The organism is Streptomyces sp. NPDC029164 (assembly GCF_055563995.1).
The window spans coordinates 396,761-423,060 of record NZ_JBVHWW010000001.1; the positions used below are offsets into that span (position 1 = coordinate 396,761).

Here is a 26,300-nt window from a genome sequence, read left to right on the forward strand (position 1 = left end):
CGGGGACCGAAGCCCCCGCTCAGCGCAGGGCTTGGCGCGGGTGCGGCCGGTACTGCCGGGGGCGGCGGGCGCCCCCTTCGATGCGGCCGGGTCCGGGCCCGGCCAGCCCCGCCCGGAACAGCCCGTAGGTGATCCGCCGCCGCGCGGCCGCCTCCAGGGCATCCCGCAGGGCGCCTGCGCGCAGCAGCGCGCCGGGGCCCAGCAGACCCTCGACGACGGCCAGCGCGCCGGCGGTGTCACCGTGGTCCAGGCGTTCGCGGACGCCGGTGAGGCAGTCCGGATGCCGGTGCGCCGCGTCGATGGCCCGCAGGCAGGGGAGCGGAGTACCCGTCAGCGCCGCCAGCAGTTCCTCCCGGCGGATCTCGGCCGGGTCGTGGTCCAGCGGGGCCAGTACCCCGTCGACCAGGCCGATCCGGTGCCGGGCTCCCCGGCATTCGACGAGCCGCGGTTGCCCCGCCGGGTCCGGGATCCGGGACGGACGGACCGGCGGATGACCCGGTACGAGGGCGGCGGCTACCAAGGGGTGCAGCCGGTCGGCGCCGAGCGCACCGGCGCGGAGCAGCTCCAGGTCGGGCAGCACCCGGACCGCCGCGTCGGGCAGGACCGGCAGCGCGGAGGCACTCCCGTCCGCGGGCGCCACCCCGATCCGCAGGGCGGGCGCCCCACCGGCCCCGTCCCCGGGAGCGTGCAGGTCCACGACCAGTCGCCGCCGGCCACCGAACCGTACGGTGACGGCTCCGGCGGCCCGGCCCTCGGCACGGAGCAGGAGCTCCGCCTCGGCGGCCCAGCGGTCCACGGCGCAGCTGTGCCCCGGCGGGAGCAGATCCCGCAGCCCCGGGTCCTGCGGGGGCCGGTCGGCCCCGGAGCGGACCCTCAGTTCGCCGGTCCTGCGCGCGTCCCACAAGTGGCGGTGCAGGTCGAGGCGGAACCGCCGTCCGGGACGGGCGCGCGGGCGTCGATCACCGCGGTCGCCGGATCCGTCCCACAGTGCGAGGCTGATCCGCTGACCGGCGTCCGCCCAGGCCGGAGCCGTTCGGGCGACGAGGTGGACCGCATGCGTGCGGGCCCGCTCCGTGACCTCGTACCGGGCCAGGGAGAGGGTCAGATCGGGGCGCAGCAGCCCGTCGGGAGCGATGCGCGGCATGTGCCAGCGCAACAGGTCGGGTGCCAGATGGCGGAGGTCGGCCCGGATCCGGGCCGTGAGGTCGTGTCCGTACGAGCGGGCCACGGAACGCAGGTTGAGATCGACGTCGACACCTGCGGCGGCGCAGGCCCCGGCCCAGTCCCCGACGGAACGCCGGGCGGTCGCGGTCTCGATCATGGACGGCGGCACGGCGTACTCGCGTACGCGCAGCCAGAACGAAAGGCGGGAATCCCCATACGCGGTCTGAGTGAGCATCAGCACTCACCTTGCGCGGACGGGACCCCCGATCTGTGAGCGGAATGTGTGGTCATCGCGGCGATCGTAGCCACCTCGCCGGGGGCCCGCCAGTGGTTTTCGTCGCGCTGCCGGGCCGTCAGGGCCAGTGGGGGTGGTGGCGGTCGATGACGTAGTGGTGGTCGTGGCGCCAGCCGGCGCCGGAGGGGTGCGCGTCGGCGAGGTGGGGGTGGCCGGGCGGCAGGTCCGGGTGGACGTGTTCCAGGCGGTACGGGTCACGCGCGGGCCAGGTCGCGGCGGCGGCCGCGGTGGAACCGAGGGCGACGGCCGCCAGGACCATCGCGGCAAGCGGCAGGCCCGCCCCCGCGCCGAGCCACCCGGCCAGCGGGTAGGCGAGCAGCCAGCAGCCGTGGGAGAGGGAGAAGCGGGCGGCGAAGGCGGCGGGCAGGTCCGCGTCGGCGGTGGAGCGGCGGATCAGGCGGCCCCCCGGGGTCAGGACGGCGGAGCAGGCGGCGCCGAGCGCGGCCCAGACCGCGAGGAGCGCGGGCCAGGACCAGGAGCCCGGGGCGGTCGAGGTGACGGCCGCCGCGGCGGCCAGGAGCGCCGGGAGGGCGAAGGCGGCGCGGAGCATCACCGTACGGTCGGTGGCCCGTTGCAGGAGGCGGGGCAGGACCAGCGCGGTCAGGATCGATCCGGCGCCGTACGCGCCCAGGGCGAGCGAGACGGCGCCGGCCGGGCGGCCGAAGTGGCCGCGGACCAGGGTCACGGTGCCGACGAAGACGAGGGCCCCGGCGGCCGCGACGGCCAGGTCCAGGGCGAGCAGGGCGCGCAGTCGGGGAGTGGCCCGGAAGAGGCGGATGCCGAAGCCGGCCCGGGTGCGGACGCCACCGGTCCGTTCGACCGCGGCGGGCCGGGGCAGCACGGTGGCGACGACGAGCGCGGCCGAGCCGAGGAAGCCGAGGACCGTACCGGCGAACAGCCAGTCGTAGGAGACCAGGGTCAGCAGCGCCGCGGCCAGTACCGGACTGAAGAGGCTCTCCAGGTCGTAGGCGAGCCGGGTCATCGACAGGGCCCGGGTGTAGTCGCGTTCGGCGGGCAGGACCTCGGGGACGGTGGCCTGGAAGGCCGGGGTGAAGGCCGCCGACGCCGCCTGGAGCAGGAAGACCAGCAGATGGATCTGCCAGACCTCGGTGACGAACGGCAGGGCCGAGGCCACACTGGCGCGGGTGAGGTCCATCGCCGCCATGAGGGTGCGGCGGGGGATCCGGCCGGCGACCGCTGCGATCAGCGGCGCGATGCCGACGTAGGCGATCATCTTGATCGCCAGCGCGGTGCCGAGGACCGCCGAGGCGTCGGAACCCGCGAGGTCGTAGGCGAGCAGGCTCAGTGCGACGGTGGCGAGGCCGGTCCCGACCAGGGCGATGACCTGGGCGGCGAACAGGCGGCGATAGGTGCCGTTGCGCAGTACGGACAGCACGGGCGGCCCCGTCCGGTCGGCGGGTCGATGACTCCACGTCAGCGTAGCCAACGTGTGCGTACCTGTGCACCTATGGGGCGCCTCGCGAGCAGAAGCCCCGACGGCCCGCGTATCAGTCGTGCGGGGGCAGCGAACCGAGCTGGTGGTCGGCGGCGTTCAGGGCCTCGTCGACGAGCCGTCGCAGGTGCCCGTGGCGTACGGCGTACACGACCCGGCGGCCGTCCTTGCGGGTGGTGACCAGCCCGGCGAGGCGGAGCTTGGCCAGGTGCTGGCTGACCGAGGGCCGGGCCGCCCCGCACGCCTCGGTGAGCGTGGTGACATCGGCCTCGCCCCGGGCGAGCCGCTCCATCAGCGCCAGCCGGGTACGGTCCGCGAGCAGGGCCAGAACGGACGCGGCGACGTCCAGCCGGTCACCCCGTTCCCGCGGGACCTGTGCACCTGCCAGATCCGTGCCTGCGCTCATACGCACATCGTAGGGCGGCCACCGGACAATGCCACGGGCCCCGCCGCCCCGGCAGGGGTGACGGGGCCCGTGGTGCGGGCAGTGCGGCGGATCAGCCGAGCGCGGGCGCCGGCTGCCGGGCCGTCGCCTCCGCGCCGTCGGCGCGCGCGGCCAGGAGCCGCTGGGCCAGGACGCCGAAGACGATGGCGAACACCGCCCACAGGACCAACTGGACGGCCAGCGAGGCGACCCGGAACTCCCACAGCAGGGCGGCGGGGAAACCGGGCTGGACCGCGTCGCTGTTGTCCGGCAGGAACACGAACGCCAGGGCTGCGGCGACGACGAAGGCGCCGCTCGCGGTCAGCGTCGCGTTCCAGTTGCCCAGGCGCGGTGCCAGCCGTCGCCCGAGGATGATCGCGCCGACGCCGAGCAGCACGCTCAGCAGGATCATCAGGAAGAACAGCGTGGTGCGCTGTCCGATCGTGTCCGGATTGCCGACCGCCGGCGGCGTGGCCGGGTACTTGAGGAACGGCACCAGGTAGACGGTCGCGAAGGCACCGGCCGCGGTGAGCGCCGCCGTGGCCCGCGGGCTGAACCCGCCGACGCGGCCGAGGGCGAACGAGAACGCGAGCGAGGCGATGCCGCCCAGCGCGACCCCGTAGACCAGGACACCGGTGGCCAGGCCGAAGGTGGACTGCACCGGCCGGCTGACCAGTTCCTCCTCCTCTTCCGAGGCTTCGGCCGGGGCGGCGCCGCCGCCGCCGTGCCCGGCGTGGGCGCTCGGGGCACCCGCCGCGTCCTTGGCGGCCGCGGCCTCCTCCACGGCGATGGAACCCCGGACCGGGGGCTCACCCACCACGTAGGCGACGGCGAAGGCGAACAGCCCGGCGATCAGGCCCGCGAGCATTCCGCGGACCAGCAGACCTCTGACAGTGGAGGCGTACATGTGCGTCGCCTCTCAGTGGCAGGGGAAGCCGAGCAGGTGACGACCGTCGTGGACCCATTCGTGCACGCCCTCGCCGGCGAACACGGCCGTGGCACCCTGCTCGGCGCCGACGAAGTACAGGGCGACGAGCATCAGGAGACCGACGAAGAGCGCCCAGGGCAGCACCGCGCGCACAGGCAGCGGAGCCGACAGGGAGCCGGCGGGGGTGGATACGGCAGCGGAAGCGACAGCCTCGGCCATGATGGAACCTCCTCGGGGAACACGCGTCCCATACGGTGGTGCAGGACGACGGTCCTCGGGTCTGACTCGCCACGGCGCCCCCGGAGGGGATGTCACCGCAGCACACAGTGGCGCGACCATGCCGGATTCACACCGGGCTTCCGTCTCGCCGTCGTCGCTATGTGCAAATGTCGCGGTGACGCTACCGTGCGGCGGGCCTGCGGCCAAGTGCCTGAGTCTCTGATCACACGCGGCTGCGGGGAAGATCGCGCCCCTGGCCGGGTGCGGGGGCCGGGAGTGTCCAAGGAGTGGTACGGAAAAGGCTGCTGACTGCTAGAATCCCGGTGTTGGCCTTCGGCGTGCGTGCCCCGTGCACGTGTCCGGAGGCTTTTTTCATGCCTTCTTCCCTTCCTTCCTCTCCTTCCTCTCCTTCCCCTTCAGCCCCGAAGCCCGCTTCGAAGCCGCCCTCCACGCCGTCCCCCGCGCCCGCCACCGGCTACCGCGACCTGCTCCGCAACCGGGAGTTCACCGGCCTCTACGCCGGCTTCACCCTGACCGTCGCCGCGAGCACCCTGTCGGGCTTCGCCCTCGGCACCCTCGTCGACCAGCAGACCCGTTCCCCGTTCCTGACGGCCGTGAGCATGTACGGCGCCACGTTCGCCACGGTGCTCGGCGCGCTGACGCTGATGTCGATCGCGGACGGCAACCGGCCGCGCCGGACCATCGTCGCGCTCCAGTCCGCCTCGCTGATCGGTGTCTGCGCCCAGGCCGTGCCGGGGCTGCCGCTGGCCGTCCGGTTCGCGCTGCTGCTGTTGCTGGGCTTCTTCCAGTCCCTGGGGACCGGCACCCGGCTGGGGCTGCTCGCCGAGATCGTGCCGAACTCCGCCTACGCTGCGGCGCGTTCGCTCATGAACATCACCTCGGGCGGCACGGCGATCCTCGGCTACGCCCTCGGCGCCGTACTGCTGTCGTACCTGAGCCCGTACGGGGTCTTCCTCGTCGCCGCCGCCCTGACCGCCCTCGGCCTCGCCGTCGTGGCGGCCACCGTCCGCGAACGCTCGGTCCGGCTCACCCGTCGCCCCGGACTGCGTCAGACCTGGACGGCGAACACCGAGTTGTTCTCCCACCCCGGCCGGCGGGCGCTGCTGCTGAACCTGTGGGTGCCCAACGGTCTGATCGTCGGCTGCGAAGCGCTGTTCATCTCCTACGACCCCGGCCACGCCGGCACCCTCCTGGCCGCCGGATCGGCCGGCATGCTCCTCGGGGACCTGGCCGTCGGCCGGCTCCTGACGGCCGGGCAGCGCCGCCGCCACGCCTTCGCCCTGCGGCTGTTGCTCGCCGTTCCCTTCCTGCTGTTCGCGTTCCACCCGCCCCTCCCGGCCGTCGCGGTCGCGGTGTTCCTCGCCAGTGCCGGGTTCGCGGCCACCCTGCCCCTCCAGGAGCAGCTCCTGGACCTGACCCCCGACCCGGTGCGCGGCCAGGTCCAGGGGGTCGAGTCGGCCGGCCGGATGACCTGGCAGGGCCTCGGCGCCGCCCTCGCCGGCGGCCTGGCCCAGTACCTCGCCCCGGGCGCCGCGATCGCCGTCGTCGCCGCGGTCTCCGTCGCCGTCACCGTCCTCACCCGGCCGTACGTCGTCCGCGCGGGTGGCAGTTGACCGAGTGCGGCGCGGCGGGGCCGGACCTACGGTGGGAGGACGGCCTGCACCGGCCCCGCCCGGCCGGTGAGGGGCCGAGCCCGAGTATTCGTGCATACGTTCGGTTCATGGGGTTAGGCTGGGGGCATGCACGCAGTCCAGGGGCTTCAGGGCTCCCTCTTCGACCAGGGTGACGAGATCCGGCTCGGCCCCCTCGGCGGCCTGCGGCGCACCGAGCTCGGCGCCGGGGCCTGGGTCGACCACCTGCCCGGCTGGCTGAGCGGCGCCGACGCGCTCTTCGAGAGGCTGGCCGCCGACGTGCCCTGGCACGCGGAGCGGCGGCAGATGTACGAGCGCGAGGTGGAGGTGCCCCGGCTGCTCGCCTTCTACGGGGAGGGCGAGGTGCTGCCGCACCCCTCGCTCGCCGAGGCCCGCGAGACGCTCACCCGCCACTACGCCGCCGAACTCGGCGAACCCTTCATCACCGCCGGCCTGTGCCTGTACCGCGACGGCCGGGACAGCGTCGCCTGGCACGGCGACCGGACCGGCCGCTCCTCGACCGAGGACACCATGGTCGCCATCGTCTCCGTCGGCGACCCGCGCGATCTCGCGTTCCGTCCCCGGGCCGGCGGCCCCACCCTGCTGCGGCTGCCCCTCGGTCACGGCGACCTCGTCGTCATGGGCGGTTCCTGCCAGCGCACCATGGAGCACGCCGTGCCCAAGTCGGTCCGGGCGGTCGGGCCCCGCATCAGCGTCCAGTTCCGGCCCCGGGGCGTCCGCTAGGGCACCGCCTTCGGCGGGGACCCGGCGCAGGCCCGGGCTGGGACGGCGACGCGCAGCCGCTCGACTCGTTCACCGACCTCCGCGAGCTGCAGCGGGAGCTGAAGGCAAGCGGCGCGGGGTTCATGACGGAGGCCGACGAATCCGGCTCCGGCCCGGGCGGCTTCCCCGGCCTCGACCCGGCCCGGGCGGCTTCCCCGGCCTCGACCCGGCCCGGACGGCGATCCGGTCCTCGTCGACCAGCACCGCTGAGCCCGTACGGCGCCGCCCCGTACCGGCCTCAGCCGACGGTGTCCGGCTCCTTCGCCGCGCGGGCGGCCCCCGCGGCCCCGGCCGCCGCGTTCAGCGAGCGCAACGCCAGCAGCAGCACGCCGATGTCATCGAGGTACACCGGGTCCGGAATCAGGTCCACCGGCGAGACGGTGTAGATCACGGCGACCCAGAAGAGGGCCTTGTCGCGCAGCGGGATCCCCGCGTCGAGCAGCAGCCGCCGCGCCTTGAAGACCCGTACGAGCAGCACGGCCGCGGCGATCGTGAGCACCACCGCGACGACCGTGAACAAGGTGAGCCAGACCTTTCCGTCCATGGCGCCCCTATACCCCGAAACCGGCACTCGATACCCGCACGGCGGCCGGACGCACTCAGGCGCCCTGTTCGCGCAGCCGGCGGCCGACCTCGCCCAGCCCGTCGGCGAGCGCGTCGAGCTGTCCTGGGGTCAGGACGTCGACGAGGATCTCCCGGACCGTCGCCACGTGCCCGGGCGCGGCCCGTTCCAGCTTGGCGCTGCCGGCGTCGGTGAGCACGGCGAAGACGCCGCGCACGTCGGAGGGGCAGCTGCGGCGGCGGACCAGTCCGGCCTTCTCCATCTGGGTGACCTGGTAGGTCAGCCCGCTCTTGGAGTTGATCAGGCCGTTGGCGAGCTCGGTCATCCGCAGCTCGCGCCCGGGTGCCGCGGCGAGCCGCACGAGGATCTCGTACTGGGGGTGCGAGAGGCCGGCCTCGTCCTTGAGCTGTTGGTCGAGACGGCGGTTCACCAGGGCCGATGCGGCCAGGAAGCCGCTCCAGGCCCGCATCTCGCGCTCGTCCAGCCATCTCGGTTCTGCCATGCCGCCAGCCTACACGGGTTGTTCCAATTTGAATCAATGGTTAGGGTCGGCGATCATCGGTTCGAATTTGAACATCTCTCTGCCGGCTCCACCGGGCCGCCCGACCGGAAGGACCCCCCATGACCAGCCCCTCCGTCACCACGACGAAGCCGCAGGCCGCCACACCGGCCGCACGCCCCCAGAGCGCCACCCTCTCCACCCCTGGCCACGACACCGGCCTGCTCCTCCTGCGCCTCGTCCTCGGCCTGACGATGGCCGCGCACGGCACGCAGAAGCTCTTCGGCTGGTTCGAAGGCGGCGGCATCAGCGGCACCGGCCAGTTCTTCACCGCCAGCGGATACCCCGCCGGTGACGCCATGGCCGTCCTCGCCGGGCTGACCGAGACCCTGGGCGGCCTCGGCCTCGCCCTCGGCCTGCTCACCCCGCTCGCCGGCGCCGCGATCGTCGGCACGCTCATCAACGCGATCGCCGTCCACGGCACCGACGCCTTCTTCGCCCCCAAGGGCATCGAGTACGAACTGCTGCTGACCGCGGGCGCCGCCGCCCTCGCCCTCACCGGACCCGGCCGGTACGCCGTCGACCGCTTCCTGCCCGTCCTGCGCGGCCACCGCCTGGCCCACGGCGCCCTCGCCGTCGCCCTCGGCGTGGTCCTCGCCGCGGTGCTGCTCCTCGTACGCGACTAAACGCGCGAGGGGAAAGGTCCCCAGAGCCTGACGCAGCGCGCACGGGGGTGTCCGGGGCCCGAGCTGATTGGCCCCGGGCGTTCGCGGGAAGAGCGCACCAATGACACAACCCATCGAAGACTACGCACTCATCGGCGACCTGATGACGAGCGGACTGGTCGGCCGTGACGGGTCCATCGACTGGCTGTGCCTGCCCCGCTTCGACTCGGCCGCCTGCTTCGCCAAGCTCCTCGGCGACGAGGAGAACGGCCACTGGCGCATCGCCCCCGTCGACGCCGAGGACGGTGAACCGTGCACCCGCCGGGCCTACGTCGACGGCACGCTCGTCCTGGAGTCGTACTGGGTGACCGACACCGGTACCGTCAAGGTCATCGACTTCATGCCGCAGCGCGACGGGGCCCCCGACGTGGTCCGCATCGTCGAGGGCATCAGCGGCACCGTGCGCATGCACAGCACCCTGCGCCTGCGCTTCGACTACGGGAACGTCGTCCCCTGGGTGCGCCGGGTCGAGGAGGACCGGGTCGCCGTCGCCGGACCGGACGCAGTCTGGTTCCGCAGCGACCCGCCGGTCCGCACCTGGGGCGAGGCCAACAGCACCCGCTCCCAGTTCCCGGTCCCAGCCGGCCGGCGCGTGGCCTTCGTCCTCACCTGGCACCCCTCGCACGAACCGTGCCCCGATCCCTGTGACCCCTTCGACGCCCTCGAACAGGGCCTCGCGGACTGGCGGGAGTGGAGCTCGCAGTGCCGCTACGAGGGCCCCTACAAGGAGGCCGTGAACCGCTCGCTGATCACGCTCAAGGCCCTCACCTACGCCCCGACCGGCGGTATCGTCGCCGCCTCCACCACCTCCCTCCCCGAGGAACTCGGCGGCGTCCGCAACTGGGACTACCGCTACTGCTGGCTGCGCGACTCCACCCTCACCCTCGGCTCCCTCCTCGCCACCGGCTACCTCGACGAAGCCCGTGCCTGGCGCGCGTGGCTGCTGCGCGCGGCCGCCGGAGACCCCGCCGACCTGCAGATCATGTACGGCATCGCCGGCGAGCGGCGCATCCCCGAGAGCGAACTCCCGTGGCTGGGCGGCTACGCCTCCTCCGCCCCGGTCCGGGTCGGCAACGCGGCCGTGGACCAGCTCCAACTGGACGTGTACGGGGAGGTCATCGACTCCCTCCACGTCGCCAGGTCCGCCGGGCTGCCCTCCGAACGCCACGCCTGGCGGATCCAGCTCGCGCTCCTCGACTTCCTGGAGCGCAACTGGCAGCGGCCGGACGAGGGCCTGTGGGAAGTCCGTGGCCCGCGCCGCCACTTCGTCCACTCCAAGGTGATGGCATGGGTCGCCGCCGACCGGGCCGTACAGGCTCTGGAGCACGATTCCTCGATGCCCGGCGACGTCGAACGCTGGCGCGCCATGCGGGACGCGGTGCACCTCGACGTGTGCACCAAGGGCTACGACCCCGAGCGGGGCACCTTCACCCAGTACTACGGCTCCGGCGAGCTCGACGCGGCGACCCTGCTCATCCCCAGGACCGGGTTCCTGCCGCCCGACGACCCGCGGGTCATCGGCACCGTCGACGCCGTGCGCGCGGAGCTGGGCCGCAGCGGACTGGTCCGCCGCTACACCACCGAAGGTCCCGCCGTCGACGGACTGCCCGGCGACGAAGGAGCCTTCCTGGCCTGCTCGTTCTGGCTGGCCGACGCCCTGTACCTGACGGGCCGGGAGAAGGAGGCCCGCGACCTCTTCGAGCGGCTGCTGGCCGTACGCAACGACGTGGGACTGCTCGCGGAGGAGTACGACCCCCACACCGGACGCCAACTCGGCAACTTCCCGCAGGCGTTCAGCCATGTCGGCCTGGTGAACACCGCGCTGATCCTGGCGGGCGGCACGGACGGCACGGGCGGGTTCACGGGCGGGTTCACGGGCGGGTTCACGGGCGGGCCCCCACGCGGGTCCACCGGCCGGTCCGCGAACGCCGGCTGACGGGTCCTACGCGTCCTACGCGTGCTCGGCCCTGCGGGACGCCAGCAGCAGGGCGATGTCGTCCGGCCGGTCGGCTGTCCCGTCCGCCTCGCCGATCAGCCGGTCGGCGGTCTCGGTCAGCGGGGACGGCCGGGCCGCCGCCAGGGCCACCCGCAGCCGCTCGACCCCGTCGTCGATGTCGATGCCCGGGGTCTCCACCAGCCCGTCCGTGTAGAGGGCGAGCACCGCGCCCGTCTCCAGCCGCAGTTCCGTGACCGGGTACGAGGCCTCCGGGTCGATGCCGAGCACCACCCCGCCCGCCAGGTCCAGCACCTCGGTCCGGCCGTCGGGGTGGCGCAGCAGCGGCTGGGGGTGACCGGCCCGGACGGCCCGCACCGCGCCCGACGCCGGGTCGAGCACCACGTAGCAGCAGCTGGCGAACTGGCCCGGATCCAGGTCGATGAGCAGCTGGTTGGTGCCCCTCATCACCTGCTCCGGCGTACTGCCGCTGAGTGCGAAGGCCCGTACGGCGCTGCGGAGTTGACCCATGGTCGCCGCGGCCGCCACTCCGTGGCCCTGGACGTCCCCGATGACGAGGGCGAGCAGCCCGCGACCCGTCTCGACGACGTCGTACCAGTCGCCGCCGACGTCCATGCCCGCGGTGCCCGCGAGGTAGCGGCCGACCGTGTCCACGTTCTCGCGCACCGGCAGCCGGTGCGGCAGCAGGGCCGCCTGGAGCCCGCGCGCGAGGGCCGCCTCGCTGTCGTAGCGCCGGGCCCGCGCCAGGGCCTGGGCGATCAGGCCGGCCAGCGCCGTGAGGACCGTACGCTCCTCCGAGCTGAAGCCGCGGGGGGAGTCGAAGCCCAGGATGCACGAGCCGACCGGCCGGCCGGAGGCGATCAGCGGCAGGAAGGCGCGGGCGCCGACGTCGGCGTCGAGCGGAATGCCGGGATAGGCGGCGGCGAGATGTTCCATCGACTCGAAGAACATCGGCCGGCCCGTGGTCAGCGTCTCCACGCCCGGCAGCCGCACATCGAGCGAGACCCCGTCGAACCGGTTGAGGAAGCCCCGTGGGAAACCGGTCTCCCAGGCGAGGTACAGGTGCCGCTCGTCGAGCAGGTAGATCGCCAGCTGGCGGCCGCCGAAGGCCGGCAGCAGCTCCTCGGTGACCACCGCCGACACCTGCCGGGCCGTGACCGCCTCCGACAGCGCGATGGCGAGGGCCACCGGCCGGTACAGCGCGGAGGTCGGGTCGACGGGCGAACCCAGGCCCGCGTCCGGCCCGACCGCCGAGGTGGGTGCGTAGGCGGGCTTCTCGGCGCTGCCGAGCGTCAGGGTCACACCGTCGGGAGCCGGGTTCAGGTCCACCGACAGCCACTCCCCGGGCGGGTGGCGGCCGCGACGGGCCGGGAAGTGCGCCGGCTCGCCGGACATGAAGACGGCCCGGAAGTGGTCGTCGTAGGCGTGGTGCCCCAGCCACGGCAGAGCCTCCCACAGCACCTTCCCGTACAGCTGGGGGCCGGCGAGGCCGAGCAGGACCTCGGCCGCCCTGTTGACGAAACCGATCCGGCCCTGCCGGTCCAGGGAGAGCACCGCCAGCGCGAGCCGGTCCAGGGCCGCGCGGGCGCCGGCGGACCCGGTGTCGGGCGGCGGCGTCGGCACCGCCACCGGGTCGCCCTCCCACGCCACGGGCGTCCCGGCGGCGGCAAGCTCCGCGAGGTCCCGGGCCAGCCGGTCCGCGGCCTCCCGCAACCGTTCCCGGTCGGCGGCCCCGACCGGGATGCCGGGGGTCGCCGGGCGCAGCACCAGCAGCACGCCGAACCGCTGCGATCCGGCGGTCACCGGCTCGTACAGCGAGGCGAAGGGGAACGGCAGGCTGGCCACGAGCTGAGGGAACCGGCCCACCGCCGACTCCGCGTCGGCCAGATGCACGGCCTGCCCGGTGCGGTAGGCCTCGGCGGGCGGGTACGGGCGGTTCACCTGGATCCGCCACCACGGGCGGAACAGGGGCAGCGGCAGTCCCATGAACACCGCCAGCAGCAGGAGGCCGGCGGTGGGCGAGCGCATGTAGACCCCGCCCGCGTACCCACCCACGGCCTGCACGGCGCTCACGGTCGCCCGGGCGAGTGCCTGAGTCATGGCGTCAGGGGCCGGGACGCCGCCGCCGTCCGCTCTCGCGATCACACAGTCAGGATGCGCCCTCGGCGGCGGCCACTGCATCCCGGCCGCCCCCGCGCCGCCCCGCCCGGTATCCGGTCACCACCGCGGCCGACGCGCACAACAGCACCACCGCCACCGTGCGCAGCGCGGCCCCCCATCGCGTCGGTGAAGGCGGCGACCTGAGCCGGATCCTGCGGGTTCCCGTGGAAGCGCGAGACCAGCCTTCGAGATACCGCTCGACCTGCCGCCGCTGCCCTTCGGCATGGCCCGGCACCCGCGCCACGACGCCGACCCGGCGCACGCCTGGCTGCGCGCCTGCGCCCGCGAGCTGGTGCCGCCGCCGGACCGGGAGCCGCGATAGGCCGACCGCCTCCCTCGTCCGGGGGACGTACGGGTGTACGGCCCGCCCCCGGCCGCACCGCGGGGGACGATACGCACGCGTCCCACGCGTCCCACCTGCGGCAGGCCCCCGGAAGGCAGAGCATGCGGTTCCAGTACGACACCATCGGCGAGCGCTACGCGGAGTCGAAGACCACGGCGGCCTTCTCGGCGGCCGACACCTACACGCTGCACGGAGCCCTCGACGCGCTCGGCGGGGTGCGCGGGCTCGACGCCCTCGACCTGGCCTGCGGATACGGCTACAACACCCGGCTGCTGGCCCGCGGCGGGGCCCGCCGGACCGTCGGCGTGGACGTCTCGGAAGAGATGATCCGGCTGGCCCGCGAGCACGAGGCCACGAAGGACCGGCCGGACGTCGAGTACCACGTCGCCGACGCCGCCGGCCTTCCCCAGCTCGGCCCCTTCGACCTGGCCACCGCCGCGTACGTGTTCAGCTACGCGCCCGACCGCAGGTCCCTGCACGCGATGTTCCGGTCCGTCCGCGCCAACCTGCGCGCCGGCGGGCGGCTGCTGGCCATCGTGCCCAACGCGGGGGCGTTCCCGCGCGTGGACTGGTCGCCGTACGGGGTCCGCATCCTCGACCGGATCCCGGACGGCGACGCGCCGCTGCTGAAGGCGCACTTCCTGACCGAGCCGCCGGTGCCCTTCGAGTTCCGCGAATGGGCCCACGCCGACCTCGCCGAAGCGGCCGTCGAGGCGGGCTTCGTCACCGTCGGCTGGCAGCCGAACCGGACCCCGCCCGCCGACGCCGTACGCGACGAGGCGTACTGGACGGGGTACCGGTCCTGGCCGATCAGCTCACTGATGACCTGCACGGCGTAGGGCACCCCGTCGTAGGGCGCCCCGGCGTGGGCGGACAGGTCAGGACGAACAGGTCGGGACGGACAGGTCACAGCTCCGCCGTCGCCCTGATCAGCTCGACGATCCGGTCGCGCGCCGCCCGCCCCTCCGGCACCGGAAGCAGCGGGTAGCTGTGCGGCAGCCCCTCGGCCTCGTGGAAATCCACCTCGGCCCCGTCCGCGCGCGCCCGGCGCAGCAGCTCCCGGCTGTCCGTGGTCAGCACGTCCCGGGTCCCGGTGAACACCGTCAGCGGCGCCAGCCCCGCGAAGCCCCCGTGCAGCGGGCTCACCCGGGGATCGTCGGCGGCCAGGGTCCCCGCGTACAGCCGGCCGGCCTCCCGCAGCCCCGAGCGGGCCAGCATCGGATCGGCCGCCTCGATGGCCGCCTGGTCCGGATGGCTCATCGTCACGTCCAGCCAGGGCGAGATCAGCACGATCCGGGAGGGCTGCGCCCCGGTGCGGTCGCGCAGCCGCTGCGCGGCCGCCAGCGCCAGCCCCGCCCCCGCCGAGTCCCCGATCAGCACCGTCCCGCCGCCACCGCCGCCCGCGATCAGGCCGCTCAGCAGGTCGGCGGCGACCGGGACGGTCCGGTCGGCGGTACCGCGCGGCGCGAGGATGTACGCCGGTACGACGACCCGCGCCCGCGCCTGCGTGACCAGGGTCCGGATCAGCGCCCAGTGCGGGCGGACCAGTTCGTTGATGTACCCGCCGCCGTGCACGTACAGCACCTGCGCCGCGGGCTCCCTCCCGAGCGGGGAGACGTCGTACACCGGCCAGGCCCCGACGAAGGTCCGCGAGATGTCAGCGACCCGCCCCAGCGAACGCGGCGGCAGATGCGAGGCCGGCCGGCGGGCGGACTCCGCCACCCGGGTCCGTACCGCCTCGGCGCTCCCGAACCGTCTTCGGCGTCCCGCCGCGATCAGCGCCGCCGACAGCGCCCTGCTGCGCAGACTCGGCACGCCCCTCACCTCCCCTTTTCCCCGCACCTGTACCGGCGCGGGACCCTGCCCCGTCACCTGAGGAGCATAGGCGTGAAGCTGCGCTGTCGACCCGCTTAAGAAAGTCTCGATGGACTGATCACCGCGCCGATCGGCAGATTGGTGCCCGTCACCGACGCCGTCCGGGCCCGCACGCCCGCGGCGCCCCCTTCCGCATGCCTGGAGCCACCCCATGAAGGCACTCGTCAAGCACAAGGCCGAGCCCGGACTGTGGCTGATGGACGTCCCCGAGCCCGAGTACGGCCCCGGCGACGTGCTGATCAAGGTGCTGCGCACCGGCATCTGCGGAACGGACCTCCACATCCGGGCCTGGGACGGCTGGGCGCAGGGCGCGGTCAAGACCCCCCTCGTCCTCGGCCACGAGTTCGTCGGCGAGGTCGCGGCGCTCGGCGCGGACGTCCGCGACATCGAGATCGGCGCGCTCGTCAGCGGCGAGGGCCACCTGGTGTGCGGCAAGTGCCGCAACTGTCTGGCCGGCCGCCGTCACCTGTGCCGCAGCACGATCGGACTCGGCGTCGGGCGCGACGGTGCCTTCGCCGAGTACGTGGTGCTGCCCGCGCAGAACGTGTGGGTCCACCGAACCGTCGTCGACCTGGACGTGGCGGCGATCTTCGACCCCTTCGGCAACGCCGTGCACACGGCCCTGTCCTTCCCGATGGTCGGCGAGGACGTGCTGATCACCGGCGCCGGCCCGATCGGGATCATGGCGGCGGCCGTCGCCAAGCACGCCGGCGCCCGCAACGTGGTCATCACGGACGTCAGCCCCGAGCGGCTGGAGATCGCCCGCAAGGCGGGCGCCACGCTCGCGGTGAACGTCGCCGAGTCCTCGATCGCCGAGGCGCAGACGCGGCTCGGCCTGCGCGAGGGCTTCGACGTCGGCCTGGAGATGTCCGGCCGCGCCGAGGCGATGCGCGACATGATCGACAACATGACGCACGGCGGCAAGATCGCCATGCTGGGCCTGCCCGCGCAGGAGTTCCCGGTGGACTGGGCGAAGGTCGTCACCTCGATGATCACGATCAAGGGCATCTACGGCCGTGAGATGTTCGAGACCTGGTACGCGATGACCGTGCTGCTGGAGGGCGGGCTCGACCTCAGCCCCGTGATCACCGGCCGCTATTCGCACCGCGACTTCGAGGCCGCCTTCGACGAGGCGTCGACCGCCCGCAGCGGCAAGATCATCCTGGACTGGACGGCGTAACCGCCCTCCGGCCCCTGAACCATCTCCCTCCGGCCGGGCCCCGCACCCTCTCTCCCCCAGACTCCGTCCAGGGGGACCTCCACCTCCGCGGGGCCCGGCCCCCCTTCCTCGTCCCCTCGCCGCCCTCCGCCGCACAAGGAGAACCGCACATGTTCGAGACCGTCCGCGAGGACCTCCGCACCACCCTCGACGAGATCCGCGCCGCCGGCCTGCACAAGCCCGAGCGCGTCATCGGCACCCCGCAGAACGCCGCGGTCGCCGTCACCGCGGGCGGCACCCCCGGAGAGGTCCTCAACTTCTGCGCCAACAACTACCTGGGGCTGGCCGACCACCCCGAGGTCGTCACCGCCGCGAAGGACGCGCTGGACCGCTGGGGCTACGGCATGGCCTCCGTCCGCTTCATCTGCGGCACGCAGGAGGTGCACAAGGAGCTGGAGGCGCGGCTGTCGGCCTTCCTCGGCCAGGAGGACACGATCCTCTATTCCTCCTGCTTCGACGCCAACGGCGGAGTCTTCGAGACCCTCCTCGGCGCCGAGGACGCGGTCATCTCCGACGCCCTCAACCACGCCTCCATCATCGACGGCATCCGGCTGAGCAAGGCCAAGCGCTTCCGCTACGCCAACCGCGACATGGCCGAGCTCGAAGCCCGCCTCAAGGAAGCCACCGAGGGCGGCGCCCGCCGCAAGCTGGTCGTCACCGACGGCGTCTTCTCCATGGACGGCTACCTCGCCCCGCTCGCCGAGATCTGCGACCTGGCGGAGCGCTACGACGCCATGGTGATGGTCGACGACTCGCACGCCGTCGGCTTCGTCGGCCCCGGCGGCCGCGGCACCCCCGAGCTGCACGGCGTCATGGACCGGGTCGACATCATCACCGGCACCCTCGGCAAGGCCCTCGGCGGCGCCTCCGGCGGCTACGTCGCGGCCCGCGCCGAGATCGTGGAGCTGCTGCGCCAGCGCTCGCGCCCGTACCTCTTCTCCAACTCCCTCGCCCCGGTCATCGCCGCGGCCTCCCTCAAGGTCCTCGACCTGCTGGAGTCCGCCGGCGACCTGCGCGAGCAGCTCGCCGCCAACACCGCGCTCTTCCGCACGAAGATGACCGAGGCCGGCTTCGAGATCCTCCCCGGCGACCACGCCATCGCCCCCGTGATGATCGGCGACGCGGCCGAGGCGGGCCGGATGGCGGAGCTGCTCCTGGAGCGCGGGGTCTACGTGATCGGCTTCTCCTACCCGGTGGTGCCGATGGGCGCGGCACGCATCCGCGTCCAGCTCTCGGCGGCCCACTCGACGGCCGACGTGGAGCGCGCGGTGGCCGCGTTCGCCGACGCGCGTGCGGCGCTGGCGGCCGAGAAGGCCTGAGCGGCCTGAGCGGCCTGAGCGGCCTGACCGGCCTGACCGGCCTGAGCGGCCTGCGTGGCCTGCGTGGCCTGAGCGGCCTGACCGGCCTGACCGGCCTGAGCGGCCTGCGTGGCCTGCGTGGCCTGAGCGGCCTGACCGGCCTGCGTGGCCTGAGCGACCTGACCGGCCTGAGGTGCCTGCGTGGCCTGAGGTGCCGGAGAGGTCCGAGTGGCCTGATGGGCCTCAGCGACTTGCAAGGCCGGACCGGCCCGAGAGGCCCGAGAGGCGCGAGAGGCCCGCGAGGCCCGAGGGATCCGCGAGGCCCGAGCGGCCGAGGGGCCCTGCGTGGCCTGCGACAATGGAGGGGTGATCGACCCCCGCCGGCTGCGCATCCTGCGGGCCGTGGCGGACCACCGTACGGTGACCGCCGCGGCCGCAGCCCTGTACCTCACCCCCTCGGCCGTCTCCCAGCAGCTCGCGGCGCTGGAACAGGAGACCGGCCACGCGCTGCTCACCCGCAGCGGCCGGGGCGTACGGCTCACCGCGGCAGGTGAGATCCTCCTCGGCCACGCCCACGAGGTGCTGGCACAGCTGGAGCGGGCGGAGGCCGAACTCGCGGCGTACGCGGGCGGCTCGGCGGGCGAGGTCACCGTGGCCGCCTTCGCGACGGGGATCGCGGAGGTCCTGGCCCCGGCCATCGCCCGGCTCGCGCTGGAGCGGCCGGGCATCCGGCTGCGGGTCCGTGACGCGGAGGGCGACCAGAGCCTGCCGCTGCTGCTGGACGGCGAGGCGGACGTGGCCCTGGCGGTCGAGTACCGGGGCGGCCCGGGGGCGGACGACGCCCGGCTGTCGGTCCTCCCGCTGTACGCGGAGCCCTTCGACGCGGTGCTGCCCGCCGGGCACCCGCTGGCCGACCCGCCCGCGGTGTCGCTGGCGGACCTGTCCGACGCGGACTGGGTGGGCCAGTACCCCGGCAACCCGTGCCACGACGTGACGCTGCTCGCCTGCGAACTGGCGGGCTTCCAGCCCCGGTTCGTCCACTCCTCCGACGACTTCCGCGCCGTGACCGCGCTCGTGGGCGCCGGGGCCGGCGTGGCCCTCGTACCCCGTTCGGCGCTGCGGGGCATGGACCTCAAGGAGGTCCAGGTCCGCCCGGTCACCGGCCCGGCCGCCACTCGCCGGGTCTTCGCCGCCACCCGCCGCGGCGCCGAGACCCATCCCCTGATCGCCCCGGTCCTGGCCGCCCTGGTCCGGGAGGCGGAACGGGTGCCGGGTCACTGAGGGGCACGCCTTCGGACGGTCGCCGTTGGGCCGATGTGCTGGCCTGCGCGCGTGTCCGGCGGGCCGGTAGGCGGTGTCGCTGTCCGTACGGGTCACGCTCACGTTCAGACCCGGGGAACGCCCCGGGGATGTCCGAGGGCAGGAGCACTCGCATGAATCCTGAGCACAGCGCGACCCCGCAGGACGGGCCGACGCCCCGCGGCGGGCTGAAGGGGATCCGCAGACTTGTCGCGATCGCGGCAGCGGTGACCGTCGCGGTGGGAACCCCCGCGGTGGCGGTGGCCGCCGCCGCGACCAGCCAGTCCGGCACCGGCACGACGTACGCCGCCGATCCGCACTGCGACGACGACTACGACGATGACCATCACCAGAACCGGAAGTGCAAGACCCCGAAGGCCAGACCGTCCGTCACGGTGACGAGGACGGTCACCGCCTACCCGACGGCCACGGCGACGGTGACCGCCACGGCCACGGCCACGGTCACCGCGACAGCGACCACCACGGCGTGCGGCACAGGCGTCGACTCGACAAAGTCGAACGGCAACGAGCAGTTCCTCGCCGCACTGGTGAACGGAGTGCCGTACGCCGGCAGGCGGGCCGCCACCAACAGCGCCCCGGACAGCCCGAACATCGTGTCGGGTCCGGGCAACACCCCGGGCTGGACCAACCTGAGCGCCATCACGGGATACCCGACGGCTTCCCCCGTGTGCGACATCTCGGTGGACTCCCAAGGCAGCGACGTGTTCTACAAGATCATCACCACGGCCGGAACGGTCCACACCCTGCACTGCGCGTCCAACGGCTCCACTGTCATCTGTCCCGCGCCGGCACAGGGCATGACCCCGCAGTCCCAGTGGGTGGCGGTGAGCCCCCAGCCCTAGCGCCCCGGGAGCGGGTGGAGCAAGGCCCCCGGCCGCGGCCGGCCGGGGGCCTCAGACCCGGACGACCTCCACCCCCGCCGCCGTGAAGCGGGCCGCCACCTCCGCCGGGATGCCGGTGTCCGTCACCAGTACGTTCACCTGCGCGGTCGCGCAGATGCGGGCGAAGGCACGCACGCCCAGCTTGCTGGAGTCGGCCGCGATGACCACCCGGCGGGCCCGCTCGCACAGCAGGCGGTTGACCGAGGCCTCGTCCTCGTGCCGGGTCGCCGCGCCGTCCGCCGGGTCGAATCCGTCCACGCCGAGCACCGCGGTGTCCACGGCGAGTTGGCCGAGCACCTGCTCGGCGAGGGGGCCCGTGAGCTCGTAGGACTGGGGGCGGGCGACACCCCCCGTCAGCACGATCTTGAACTGTGGTCGGATCACCAGCTCGCCCGCGATGTTGAGGGCGTTCGTCACCACCGTGAGCGCCGGCGAGCCCTGGGCCAGGTCCGGGCGGCCGGCCAGGGCCCGCGCCACCTCGGTGGTCGTGGTGCCGCCCGTCAGGCCGATCACCTCGCCCGGGGCGACCAGGGCCGCCACCGCCTCGCTGATCCGGCGCTTCTCGGCGGCGCGGCGCGAGGTCCGGTAGCGCAGCGGGAGTTCGTACGAGACCCCGTGCAGCACGGCCCCGCCGCGCGTGCGGACCAGCAGTTGCTGCTCGGCGAGCTGATCGAGGTCGCGGCGGATGGTCGCGGCCGACACTCCGAGGGCCTCCGCCGCCGGCTCCACCTCCAGCTCACCCCGCTCCACGAGCAGGTCCAGCAGTGTCTGCCAGCGCTCCTTGCGCGTCATCGGCCGCCCCCTTCGGTCTTTCCTGCGACATTCGTTCCACGACGCCCGCCGGTGAGTTCCCTCGGTCGCCACCGGCCCACCCGGCGACACTAACTCAGTCGATCACCCCGTGGATGCTTGAAGTTGCGTGAAACCGCCCGATACCTTGCAGGAAAACGCATTCAGACCCGCCTGTCGCACGAGGGAGCCTGTATGAGTCACGTCGCGTACGAATTGGGCACACAGCCCGCATGCTGGGAGCGGGCCGCCGAACTGGCCCCGGCCCAGCGGGCGGTGCTGCCGCAGCCGGGGGAGCGTACCGCGATCGTCGGGTGCGGGACCTCGTACTTCATGGCCCAGGCGGCCGCCGTCCTGCGCGAGGAGGCCGGGCAGGGAGAGACCGACGCCTTCGCCGCCTCGGAGTTCCCCCGCCACCGCCGCTACGACCGGGTCGTCGCCCTGACCCGGTCCGGCACCACCACCGAGGTACTGGACCTGCTGGGCGCCCTGCGCGACGCGGGCGTGCCCACGACCGCGGTCATCGGCGATCCCGCGACCCCGGTGATGACCCTCGCGGACGAGCTCGTCGTCCTCGACTTCGCCGACGAACAGTCCGTCGTGCAGACCCGCTTCGCGACCACCGCCCTCACCCTGCTGCGCGCCCACGCCGGGCTGCACACGCCCGCCGTGGTCGCCGACGCACGGACCGCCCTCACCGAGCCGCTGCCCGCCGAGCTGGCGAGCCGGGGGCAGTTCACCTTCCTCGGCCGCGGCTGGAGCGTCGGGCTGGCCAACGAAGCCGCGCTGAAGATGCGGGAGGCCTCGCTGTCCTGGGCCGAGTCCTACCCGGCGATGGAGTACCGGCACGGGCCGATCAGCGTCACCGGGCCCGGCACCGCCACCTGGTCGCTCGACGAGGCCCCCGAAGGACTCGCCGCGCAGGTACGGGCCACCGGCGCCCAGTGGGTGGGCGGGCGGCTCGACCCGCTCGCCGAACTGGTCCGCGTCCACCGCCTCGCGCTCGCCGTCGCCGCCCACCAGCAGCTGGATCCGGACGCGCCGCGCCATCTCACCCGCTCGGTGATCCTCACCACCGGCGAGGAGGCGGTCCGATGACCCTCGTACCCGCGGGCCCCCTCGTCCTGGAGGCGGCCCGCGCGGGCCGCGCCGTCGCCGCGTTCAACATCATCACCCTGGAGCACGCCGAAGCGGTCGTGGCCGGCGCCGAGACCGCCGGGCTGCCGGTGATCCTGCAACTGAGCGAGAACGCCGTGAAGTTCCGCGGCGGGCAGCTGCTGCCCATCTCCCGCGCCGCCGCCGCCTGCGCGGAGGCCGCCGGGGTCCCCATCGGCCTGCACCTGGACCACGTCAAGAGCACGGAACTGCTCCGCCAGGCCTGCGACGCCGGGTACAGCTCGGTGATGTACGACGCCGCGCAGCTCCCGTACGGGGAGAACCTGGAGGCGACGCGCTGCGCCGCCGACTGGGCGCACGCCAACGGGCTGTGGATCGAAGCCGAGTTGGGCGAGGTCGGCGGCAAGAACGGCGCCGCACCGCTGGATCCGCACGCGCCCGGCGCCCGTACGGACCCCGACGAGGCACGGCGGTTCGTCGCCGACTCCGGGGTCGACGCGCTGGCCGTCGCCATCGGCAGCAGCCACGCGATGACCAGCCGGACCGCGGCCCTGGACCACGTGCTGCTGGGCCGGCTGGCCAAAACGGTGGACGTGCCGCTCGTCCTGCACGGCTCCTCCGGGCTGCCGGACGCCGAGCTCGCGGCGGCCGTCGCCGGCGGCATCCGCAAGGTCAACATCGGCACCGCCCTCAATGTGGCCATGACCGAGGCCATCCGCACCCACCTCACCGAGGCGGACCCCCGGCCGTACCTGACGGCCGCCCGTACGGCGATGGCGGCGACCGCGGCGGCTATGATCAGCGCCCTGAACTGAGGGCAAGGGGGGCGGGGCGGTCGTGGAAGCGCAGCCGGGACGTACGAATCGGCGCAGGTTCCTGCTGATGGCCGGGCTGCCCCTGCTGGCCGTGGGCGGCCTCACGGCATACGCCGCGTGGCCGCGGCCGAACCCGTCCAAGGTCCGGGTCCGCACCGACCTCGACCCGCTGAGGTCCCGCTTCGGGAGGTACGTGGGCGAGCTGACCGAGGCGCACTGGCTGGGCTACGACATGGACGAGGGCCCCGGGGACCGGACCATCCCGAGCCCGGACTCCCGGATCCGCCTCGTCGGTGTCGCCCGCCTCGCGGCCGGCGGCGCGGCGGCGATCGTACGCAACGCCGAGTACGCCTTCACGCCCACCGTACCCGCGTCCGCGCTGCCCGCCCCGCTGGAGAGGTACCTGCCCGCCGACGCCGCCTGGCAGCACAGCCCGCAGTTCGACGCGTACGTGAACCGCCCGCAGTCGGACGCCCACCCCTCGGGTGCGTACCACCTCGACGAGGCCCGGGACCTCGTCCACTTCGACCTCGTCTACCTCTACACCTGACGGCCGGCGGCTCAGATGCCGACGGCCCCGTCGATCCGCTCGCGCAGCAGGTCGGCGTGCCCGTTGTGGCGGGCGTACTCCTCGACCATGTGGATGAGGACCCAGCGCAGGGAGACCTGCCCGCGCCAGGCGTCCACGGCCTCGACGTCGAGGTGGGGCGCCTCGGCGACGTAGCGTTCGGCGAAGGCCACCTCGGCGCGCCACGCCTCCCAGGCCGCCGCGACGGCGGTGGGGTCGGACACGGCGCCGTCGAAGTCCCCGTCGGGATCGGCCGCGGAGGAGAACAGGGGCGGTGCGTCCTGCCCCGCCAGGACCTGCCGGAACCAGCGGCGCTCCACATCGGCGAGGTGCCGGACCAGTCCCAGCAGGGAGAGCGTGGACGGTTCTATGGACCGCCGCGCCAACTCCTCGCCCACACCCGCGCACTTCAGCTCCAGGGTCGCGCGGTGGTCCGCCAGGAAGGCGACCAGCATGCGCCGTTCGTCGCCGGTGGCGGGGCCGCTGAAGCGGCCGTCGCGCTCGGGCTCGACGAAGAATTCCGCTCTGCTCCGTGGGCTCGTCATAGCCGAGAGTATGAACGCCGGCGCCGGACCGGCGGCGCCCGGGTCCCTCCGCGCCCCGGCCCCTTCCCAATTTCTGTAACTGGTTCTACTCTGACCGCCGCCACAGCGAACCGGCTGGACCGCGAGACTCCCGGAGGGGCCGTGCACCTCGAATACACGCCTGAGCAGCAGCAGTTGCGCACCGAGCTGCGTGCCTACTTCGCCGAGCTGGTACCGGACGACGTGTACGCCCGCTACGAGGACCCGGCCGCCCAGAAGCGCTACTACCGGGAGACGATCCGCCGGCTCGGCGCCGACGGCTGGCTCGGGGTGGGCTGGCCCAAGGAGTACGGCGGCCGCGGCATGTCCCCGATGGACCAGTTCATCTTCTTCGACGAGGCCGCGCAGGCCGTCGTACCGCTGCCCCTGATGGCCCTCAACACGGTCGGGCCGACCATCATGCAGTTCGGCACCGACGAGCAGAAGGCGTACTTCCTGCCGAAGATCCTCGCGGGCGAGATCGACTTCGCCATCGGCTACAGCGAGCCCGACGCCGGCACCGACCTCGCGGCGCTCAAGTGCAAGGCCGTCCGCGAGGGCGACGAGGAGAGCGGCACCTACGTCGTCAACGGCCAGAAGATCTGGACCACCAACGGCGACACCGCCGACTGGGTCTGGCTCGCCGTGCGCACCGACCCGGACGCCCCCGCGCACAAGGGCATCACCATGCTCCTCGTGCCGACCTCGGACCCCGGCTACTCCTGCACCCTGATCAACACCCTCGCCTCGCACGACACCACCGCCAGCTACTACGAGGACATCCGCGTTCCCGCGAGCCGCCGGGTCGGCCAGGAGAACAAGGGCTGGCGGCTGATCACCAACCAGCTCAACCACGAGCGCGTCACCCTGGCCGCGCACGGCACCATGGCCATCCGTGCCCTCCACGACGTCCAGCGCTGGGCCGCCTCGACCAAGCTCGCCGACGGCCGGCGGGTCATCGACCTCGGCTGGGTACGCGGCCGCCTCGCGCGCACCCACACCCGGCTCGACGCGATGAAGCTGCTCAACTGGCAGATGGTGAACGCCGTCCAGGCCGGCACCCTCACCCCGCAGGACGCCTCCGCGGTCAAGGTGTACGGCTCCGAGGCCCGCCGCGACGCGTACGCCTGGCTCATGGAGATCGTCGGCGCGGCCGGCTCCCTCAAGGACGGCTCCGCCGGCGCGGTCCTGCACGGCGAACTCGAACGCGGCTACCGCAGCGCCGTCATCTTCACCTTCGGCGGCGGCAACAACGAGATCCAGCGCGAGATCATCTCCTGGATCGGCCTGGGCATGCCCCGGGTCCGCCGCTGACGCGTGGTGACGGACATCCACCAGGAGGGTCTGCGGCTCTGTGCGGAGAAGGAAGTGGGGAGTGTGCCGAACCCCCTGGCCGCCGGCCTTGAACCGCAGGAGAACGGCTGCGAGAGTGCCTCCAGCAGTCCTGCGGCAAAGTCGGCGACCACAGCAGGCACTCTTCCTCGTGGCTCTCGAAGCCGTGGTGCCGGCCAGTAGACACACCATGTATGCGAGGCCGGGCGGACGCGCGTCTCGAAGCCCGCTCGGCGGGGTGATCAGTGCTGGCTGTTCAGGAAGCCGATCGCGACCGCACCCCACCAGGCGGCTTGTGAAACCGAGGCTGTCACGGCACCGCGGATCATCAGCCGGCGGCTGAGGGGGCCGCCGTCGACGGCGGCCAGCTGTTGGTGCAGGGCGGACGCCTGGACGCCGTTGAGGGAGAGCACCAGGACGAGGCCGAGCTTGACGCACGTCAGGGGTGAGCTGAGATCGGGGTGGAGGAACGCACCGCTGAAGAGCAGACCGCCGAGGCCGGCCCACACGGGGATGTGCAGCGGGGCCGTGAAGTCGAGCACTTCACGGAGGGTCTTGCGGCCCGTGAGCCACAGCGCGCCGTAGTAGTCGATGGCGAGCACCGCGCCGAAGCCCAGCACCAGGGAGGCGAGGTGCACGAAGAGACCCACGGTGTGGAGGGTGACATCGGCGCGCAGGTGCAGGGCGATCCACGTGGTCACCGCCCAGCAGACGCACACCGCCAGCGATGCCGCGGCGGTCCCGCACCATGAGGGGAGCTGGAAAAGTTCTGCTTCCCGTCCATGTCTTCGTTCGGTCGCGGTGGCGTCGGCGGCGGCGGACATGGGTGCTCCAGGGATCTTCTGCAGGGTGTGCCCACACATGCAAGGAGTGAGCGAAGGTAAGGCTGGCCTAAGCGTCGATCGCCGTCAAGGTGACCGTCCGCACAGTGGGCACGGCACTGTCGGGCCATGGCTTGCCCTGGGGAGGACGGCGAAACAGCGCGGCGTCGACGGGGTCCTTCCTTCCCTCCGCGCCGCCGGGTATCCGGGCGCTTCGCCCCGTTGCCGGACTTCCTCGGGCCCCCTGGTGATCAGGCGTGCAGGACGCCGGTGCGTACTCGAGGAGCCAGGCGATCGAGGCGTAGGCGACGGCGAAGGACACGGCGGTGCCGATGATCAGGGGGAGGGTGTCGATGCCGGCGCCGAGGGCGTCCTTGAGTTCGTAGAGGCCCGCGCCGGACAGGGCGGGGATGACGGTCGGCCAGGCGGTGGGCGGCGCCCGTCGGCGTATGTGTCGGGGCGCGACGGAGGCCCCGTAGAGTTGGATGAGGCGAACCTAGTTATCCAATACCGGGTGCATCGGCCCGGGGCGGCAGCAGGGC

At 73.4% G+C, this 26,300-nt stretch carries 25 protein-coding genes and 1 pseudogene; 13 read left to right on the top strand and 13 right to left on the bottom strand.

Annotation, left to right across the window (positions count from 1 at the left end):
• Positions 1-19: 19 nt before the first annotated feature.
• The 5 genes from ACZ4VT_RS01755 to ACZ4VT_RS01775 form a co-directional block, all read right to left on the bottom strand.
• Complete coding sequence (locus tag ACZ4VT_RS01755) at positions 20-1,399, bottom strand: hypothetical protein (RefSeq protein ID WP_467945660.1); 1,380 nt, start codon at positions 1,397-1,399, stop codon at positions 20-22.
• A 118-nt stretch (positions 1,400-1,517) separates the two neighbouring features.
• On the bottom strand, positions 1,518-2,855 hold the full coding sequence (locus ACZ4VT_RS01760; protein ID WP_467945917.1) for an MFS transporter: 1,338 nt from the start codon (positions 2,853-2,855) through the stop codon (positions 1,518-1,520).
• Positions 2,856-2,967: 112 nt separating this feature from the next.
• Positions 2,968-3,318, bottom strand: a complete 351-nt coding sequence (locus ACZ4VT_RS01765; RefSeq protein WP_467945662.1) for an ArsR/SmtB family transcription factor — start codon at positions 3,316-3,318, stop codon at positions 2,968-2,970.
• Positions 3,319-3,409: 91 nt separating this feature from the next.
• Positions 3,410-4,243 carry a CbtA family protein gene (locus tag ACZ4VT_RS01770; protein ID WP_467945664.1) on the bottom strand — a complete coding sequence of 278 codons (834 nt, stop codon included), beginning with the start codon at positions 4,241-4,243 and terminating at the stop codon, positions 3,410-3,412.
• A 12-nt stretch (positions 4,244-4,255) separates the two neighbouring features.
• Entirely contained in the window at positions 4,256-4,483 is a 228-nt protein-coding gene (locus ACZ4VT_RS01775; RefSeq protein ID WP_030708804.1) for a CbtB domain-containing protein, read from the bottom strand.
• Positions 4,484-4,857: 374 nt separating this feature from the next.
• Between ACZ4VT_RS01775 and ACZ4VT_RS01780 the strand changes: the two genes are divergently transcribed.
• Positions 4,858-6,117, top strand: a complete 1,260-nt coding sequence (locus tag ACZ4VT_RS01780) for an MFS transporter (RefSeq protein ID WP_467945666.1) — start codon at positions 4,858-4,860, stop codon at positions 6,115-6,117.
• A 126-nt stretch (positions 6,118-6,243) separates the two neighbouring features.
• Positions 6,244-6,879, top strand: coding sequence for an alpha-ketoglutarate-dependent dioxygenase AlkB (locus ACZ4VT_RS01785; protein ID WP_467945668.1), 636 nt, complete (start codon positions 6,244-6,246; stop codon positions 6,877-6,879).
• 277 nt (positions 6,880-7,156) lie between these two features.
• On the opposite strand, the gene ACZ4VT_RS01790 is transcribed toward ACZ4VT_RS01785, so the two are convergent.
• Both ACZ4VT_RS01790 and ACZ4VT_RS01795 read right to left on the bottom strand, forming a co-directional pair.
• Positions 7,157-7,462 (bottom strand): YkvA family protein, encoded by a 306-nt coding sequence (locus ACZ4VT_RS01790; RefSeq protein WP_467945670.1) that lies wholly within the window; start codon positions 7,460-7,462, stop codon positions 7,157-7,159.
• A 55-nt stretch (positions 7,463-7,517) separates the two neighbouring features.
• Complete coding sequence (locus ACZ4VT_RS01795) at positions 7,518-7,982, bottom strand: MarR family winged helix-turn-helix transcriptional regulator (protein WP_467945672.1); 465 nt, start codon at positions 7,980-7,982, stop codon at positions 7,518-7,520.
• A gap of 119 nt (positions 7,983-8,101) precedes the next feature.
• On the opposite strand from ACZ4VT_RS01795, the gene ACZ4VT_RS01800 reads away from it, so the two are divergent.
• Both ACZ4VT_RS01800 and ACZ4VT_RS01805 read left to right on the top strand, forming a co-directional pair.
• Complete coding sequence (locus tag ACZ4VT_RS01800; RefSeq protein ID WP_467945674.1) at positions 8,102-8,665, top strand: DoxX family protein; 564 nt, start codon at positions 8,102-8,104, stop codon at positions 8,663-8,665.
• Between the two features lie 100 nt (positions 8,666-8,765).
• The gene (locus ACZ4VT_RS01805; RefSeq protein WP_467945675.1) at positions 8,766-10,640 is read left to right on the top strand and encodes a glycoside hydrolase family 15 protein; all 1,875 of its coding nucleotides are present in this window, start codon (positions 8,766-8,768) and stop codon (positions 10,638-10,640) included.
• A gap of 15 nt (positions 10,641-10,655) precedes the next feature.
• Here ACZ4VT_RS01805 and ACZ4VT_RS01810 read toward each other — a convergent pair whose 3' ends face one another.
• The gene (locus tag ACZ4VT_RS01810) at positions 10,656-12,758 is read right to left on the bottom strand and encodes a PP2C family protein-serine/threonine phosphatase (RefSeq protein WP_467945677.1); all 2,103 of its coding nucleotides are present in this window, start codon (positions 12,756-12,758) and stop codon (positions 10,656-10,658) included.
• Positions 12,759-13,262: 504 nt separating this feature from the next.
• Here ACZ4VT_RS01810 and ACZ4VT_RS01815 point away from each other — a divergent pair.
• On the top strand, positions 13,263-14,000 hold the full coding sequence (locus tag ACZ4VT_RS01815; RefSeq protein ID WP_467945679.1) for a class I SAM-dependent methyltransferase: 738 nt from the start codon (positions 13,263-13,265) through the stop codon (positions 13,998-14,000).
• 67 nt (positions 14,001-14,067) lie between these two features.
• On the opposite strand, the gene ACZ4VT_RS01820 is transcribed toward ACZ4VT_RS01815, so the two are convergent.
• Positions 14,068-14,976 carry an alpha/beta hydrolase fold domain-containing protein gene (locus ACZ4VT_RS01820; protein ID WP_467945681.1) on the bottom strand — a complete coding sequence of 303 codons (909 nt, stop codon included), beginning with the start codon at positions 14,974-14,976 and terminating at the stop codon, positions 14,068-14,070.
• Positions 14,977-15,187: 211 nt separating this feature from the next.
• Between ACZ4VT_RS01820 and tdh the strand changes: the two genes are divergently transcribed.
• The 4 genes from tdh to ACZ4VT_RS01840 all read left to right on the top strand — a co-directional run bounded on the left by tdh (position 15,188) and on the right by ACZ4VT_RS01840 (position 19,715).
• Positions 15,188-16,216 (top strand): L-threonine 3-dehydrogenase, encoded by a 1,029-nt coding sequence (tdh, locus tag ACZ4VT_RS01825; protein WP_467945683.1) that lies wholly within the window; start codon positions 15,188-15,190, stop codon positions 16,214-16,216.
• Between the two features lie 149 nt (positions 16,217-16,365).
• Positions 16,366-17,574, top strand: coding sequence for a glycine C-acetyltransferase (locus tag ACZ4VT_RS01830; RefSeq protein ID WP_467945685.1), 1,209 nt, complete (start codon positions 16,366-16,368; stop codon positions 17,572-17,574).
• A gap of 345 nt (positions 17,575-17,919) precedes the next feature.
• Positions 17,920-18,834 carry a LysR family transcriptional regulator gene (locus ACZ4VT_RS01835; RefSeq protein WP_467945686.1) on the top strand — a complete coding sequence of 305 codons (915 nt, stop codon included), beginning with the start codon at positions 17,920-17,922 and terminating at the stop codon, positions 18,832-18,834.
• Positions 18,835-18,986: 152 nt separating this feature from the next.
• Positions 18,987-19,715 carry a hypothetical protein gene (locus ACZ4VT_RS01840; RefSeq protein WP_467945688.1) on the top strand — a complete coding sequence of 243 codons (729 nt, stop codon included), beginning with the start codon at positions 18,987-18,989 and terminating at the stop codon, positions 19,713-19,715.
• A 51-nt stretch (positions 19,716-19,766) separates the two neighbouring features.
• On the opposite strand, the gene ACZ4VT_RS01845 is transcribed toward ACZ4VT_RS01840, so the two are convergent.
• Positions 19,767-20,546: a DeoR/GlpR family DNA-binding transcription regulator gene (locus tag ACZ4VT_RS01845; protein ID WP_467945690.1), complete on the bottom strand. Its 780-nt coding sequence runs from the start codon at positions 20,544-20,546 to the stop codon at positions 19,767-19,769.
• 192 nt (positions 20,547-20,738) lie between these two features.
• Between ACZ4VT_RS01845 and ACZ4VT_RS01850 the strand changes: the two genes are divergently transcribed.
• From ACZ4VT_RS01850 to ACZ4VT_RS01860, 3 genes are read left to right on the top strand one after another with little or no spacing between them, the layout of a single operon-like run.
• A complete protein-coding gene (locus tag ACZ4VT_RS01850; protein WP_467945692.1) occupies positions 20,739-21,641 on the top strand; it encodes an SIS domain-containing protein in 903 nt (300 codons plus the stop codon).
• On the top strand, positions 21,638-22,474 hold the full coding sequence (locus ACZ4VT_RS01855) for a class II fructose-bisphosphate aldolase (protein ID WP_467945694.1): 837 nt from the start codon (positions 21,638-21,640) through the stop codon (positions 22,472-22,474). The genes ACZ4VT_RS01850 and ACZ4VT_RS01855 overlap by 4 nt, the downstream gene beginning before the upstream one ends.
• A gap of 22 nt (positions 22,475-22,496) precedes the next feature.
• Entirely contained in the window at positions 22,497-23,024 is a 528-nt protein-coding gene (locus ACZ4VT_RS01860) for a hypothetical protein (RefSeq protein ID WP_467945696.1), read from the top strand.
• A gap of 11 nt (positions 23,025-23,035) precedes the next feature.
• Here ACZ4VT_RS01860 and ACZ4VT_RS01865 read toward each other — a convergent pair whose 3' ends face one another.
• Complete coding sequence (locus tag ACZ4VT_RS01865) at positions 23,036-23,587, bottom strand: DinB family protein (protein ID WP_467945698.1); 552 nt, start codon at positions 23,585-23,587, stop codon at positions 23,036-23,038.
• Between the two features lie 141 nt (positions 23,588-23,728).
• Here ACZ4VT_RS01865 and ACZ4VT_RS01870 point away from each other — a divergent pair, with 141 nt between their 5' ends.
• Entirely contained in the window at positions 23,729-24,919 is a 1,191-nt protein-coding gene (locus ACZ4VT_RS01870; protein ID WP_467945700.1) for an acyl-CoA dehydrogenase family protein, read from the top strand.
• 260 nt (positions 24,920-25,179) lie between these two features.
• Here ACZ4VT_RS01870 and ACZ4VT_RS01875 read toward each other — a convergent pair whose 3' ends face one another.
• Entirely contained in the window at positions 25,180-25,761 is a 582-nt protein-coding gene (locus ACZ4VT_RS01875) for a hypothetical protein (RefSeq protein WP_467945701.1), read from the bottom strand.
• Positions 25,762-26,032: 271 nt separating this feature from the next.
• Positions 26,033-26,170: pseudogene (locus ACZ4VT_RS01880) on the bottom strand (undecaprenyl-diphosphatase); the annotation flags it as partial.
• Positions 26,171-26,300: the final 130 nt, after the last annotated feature.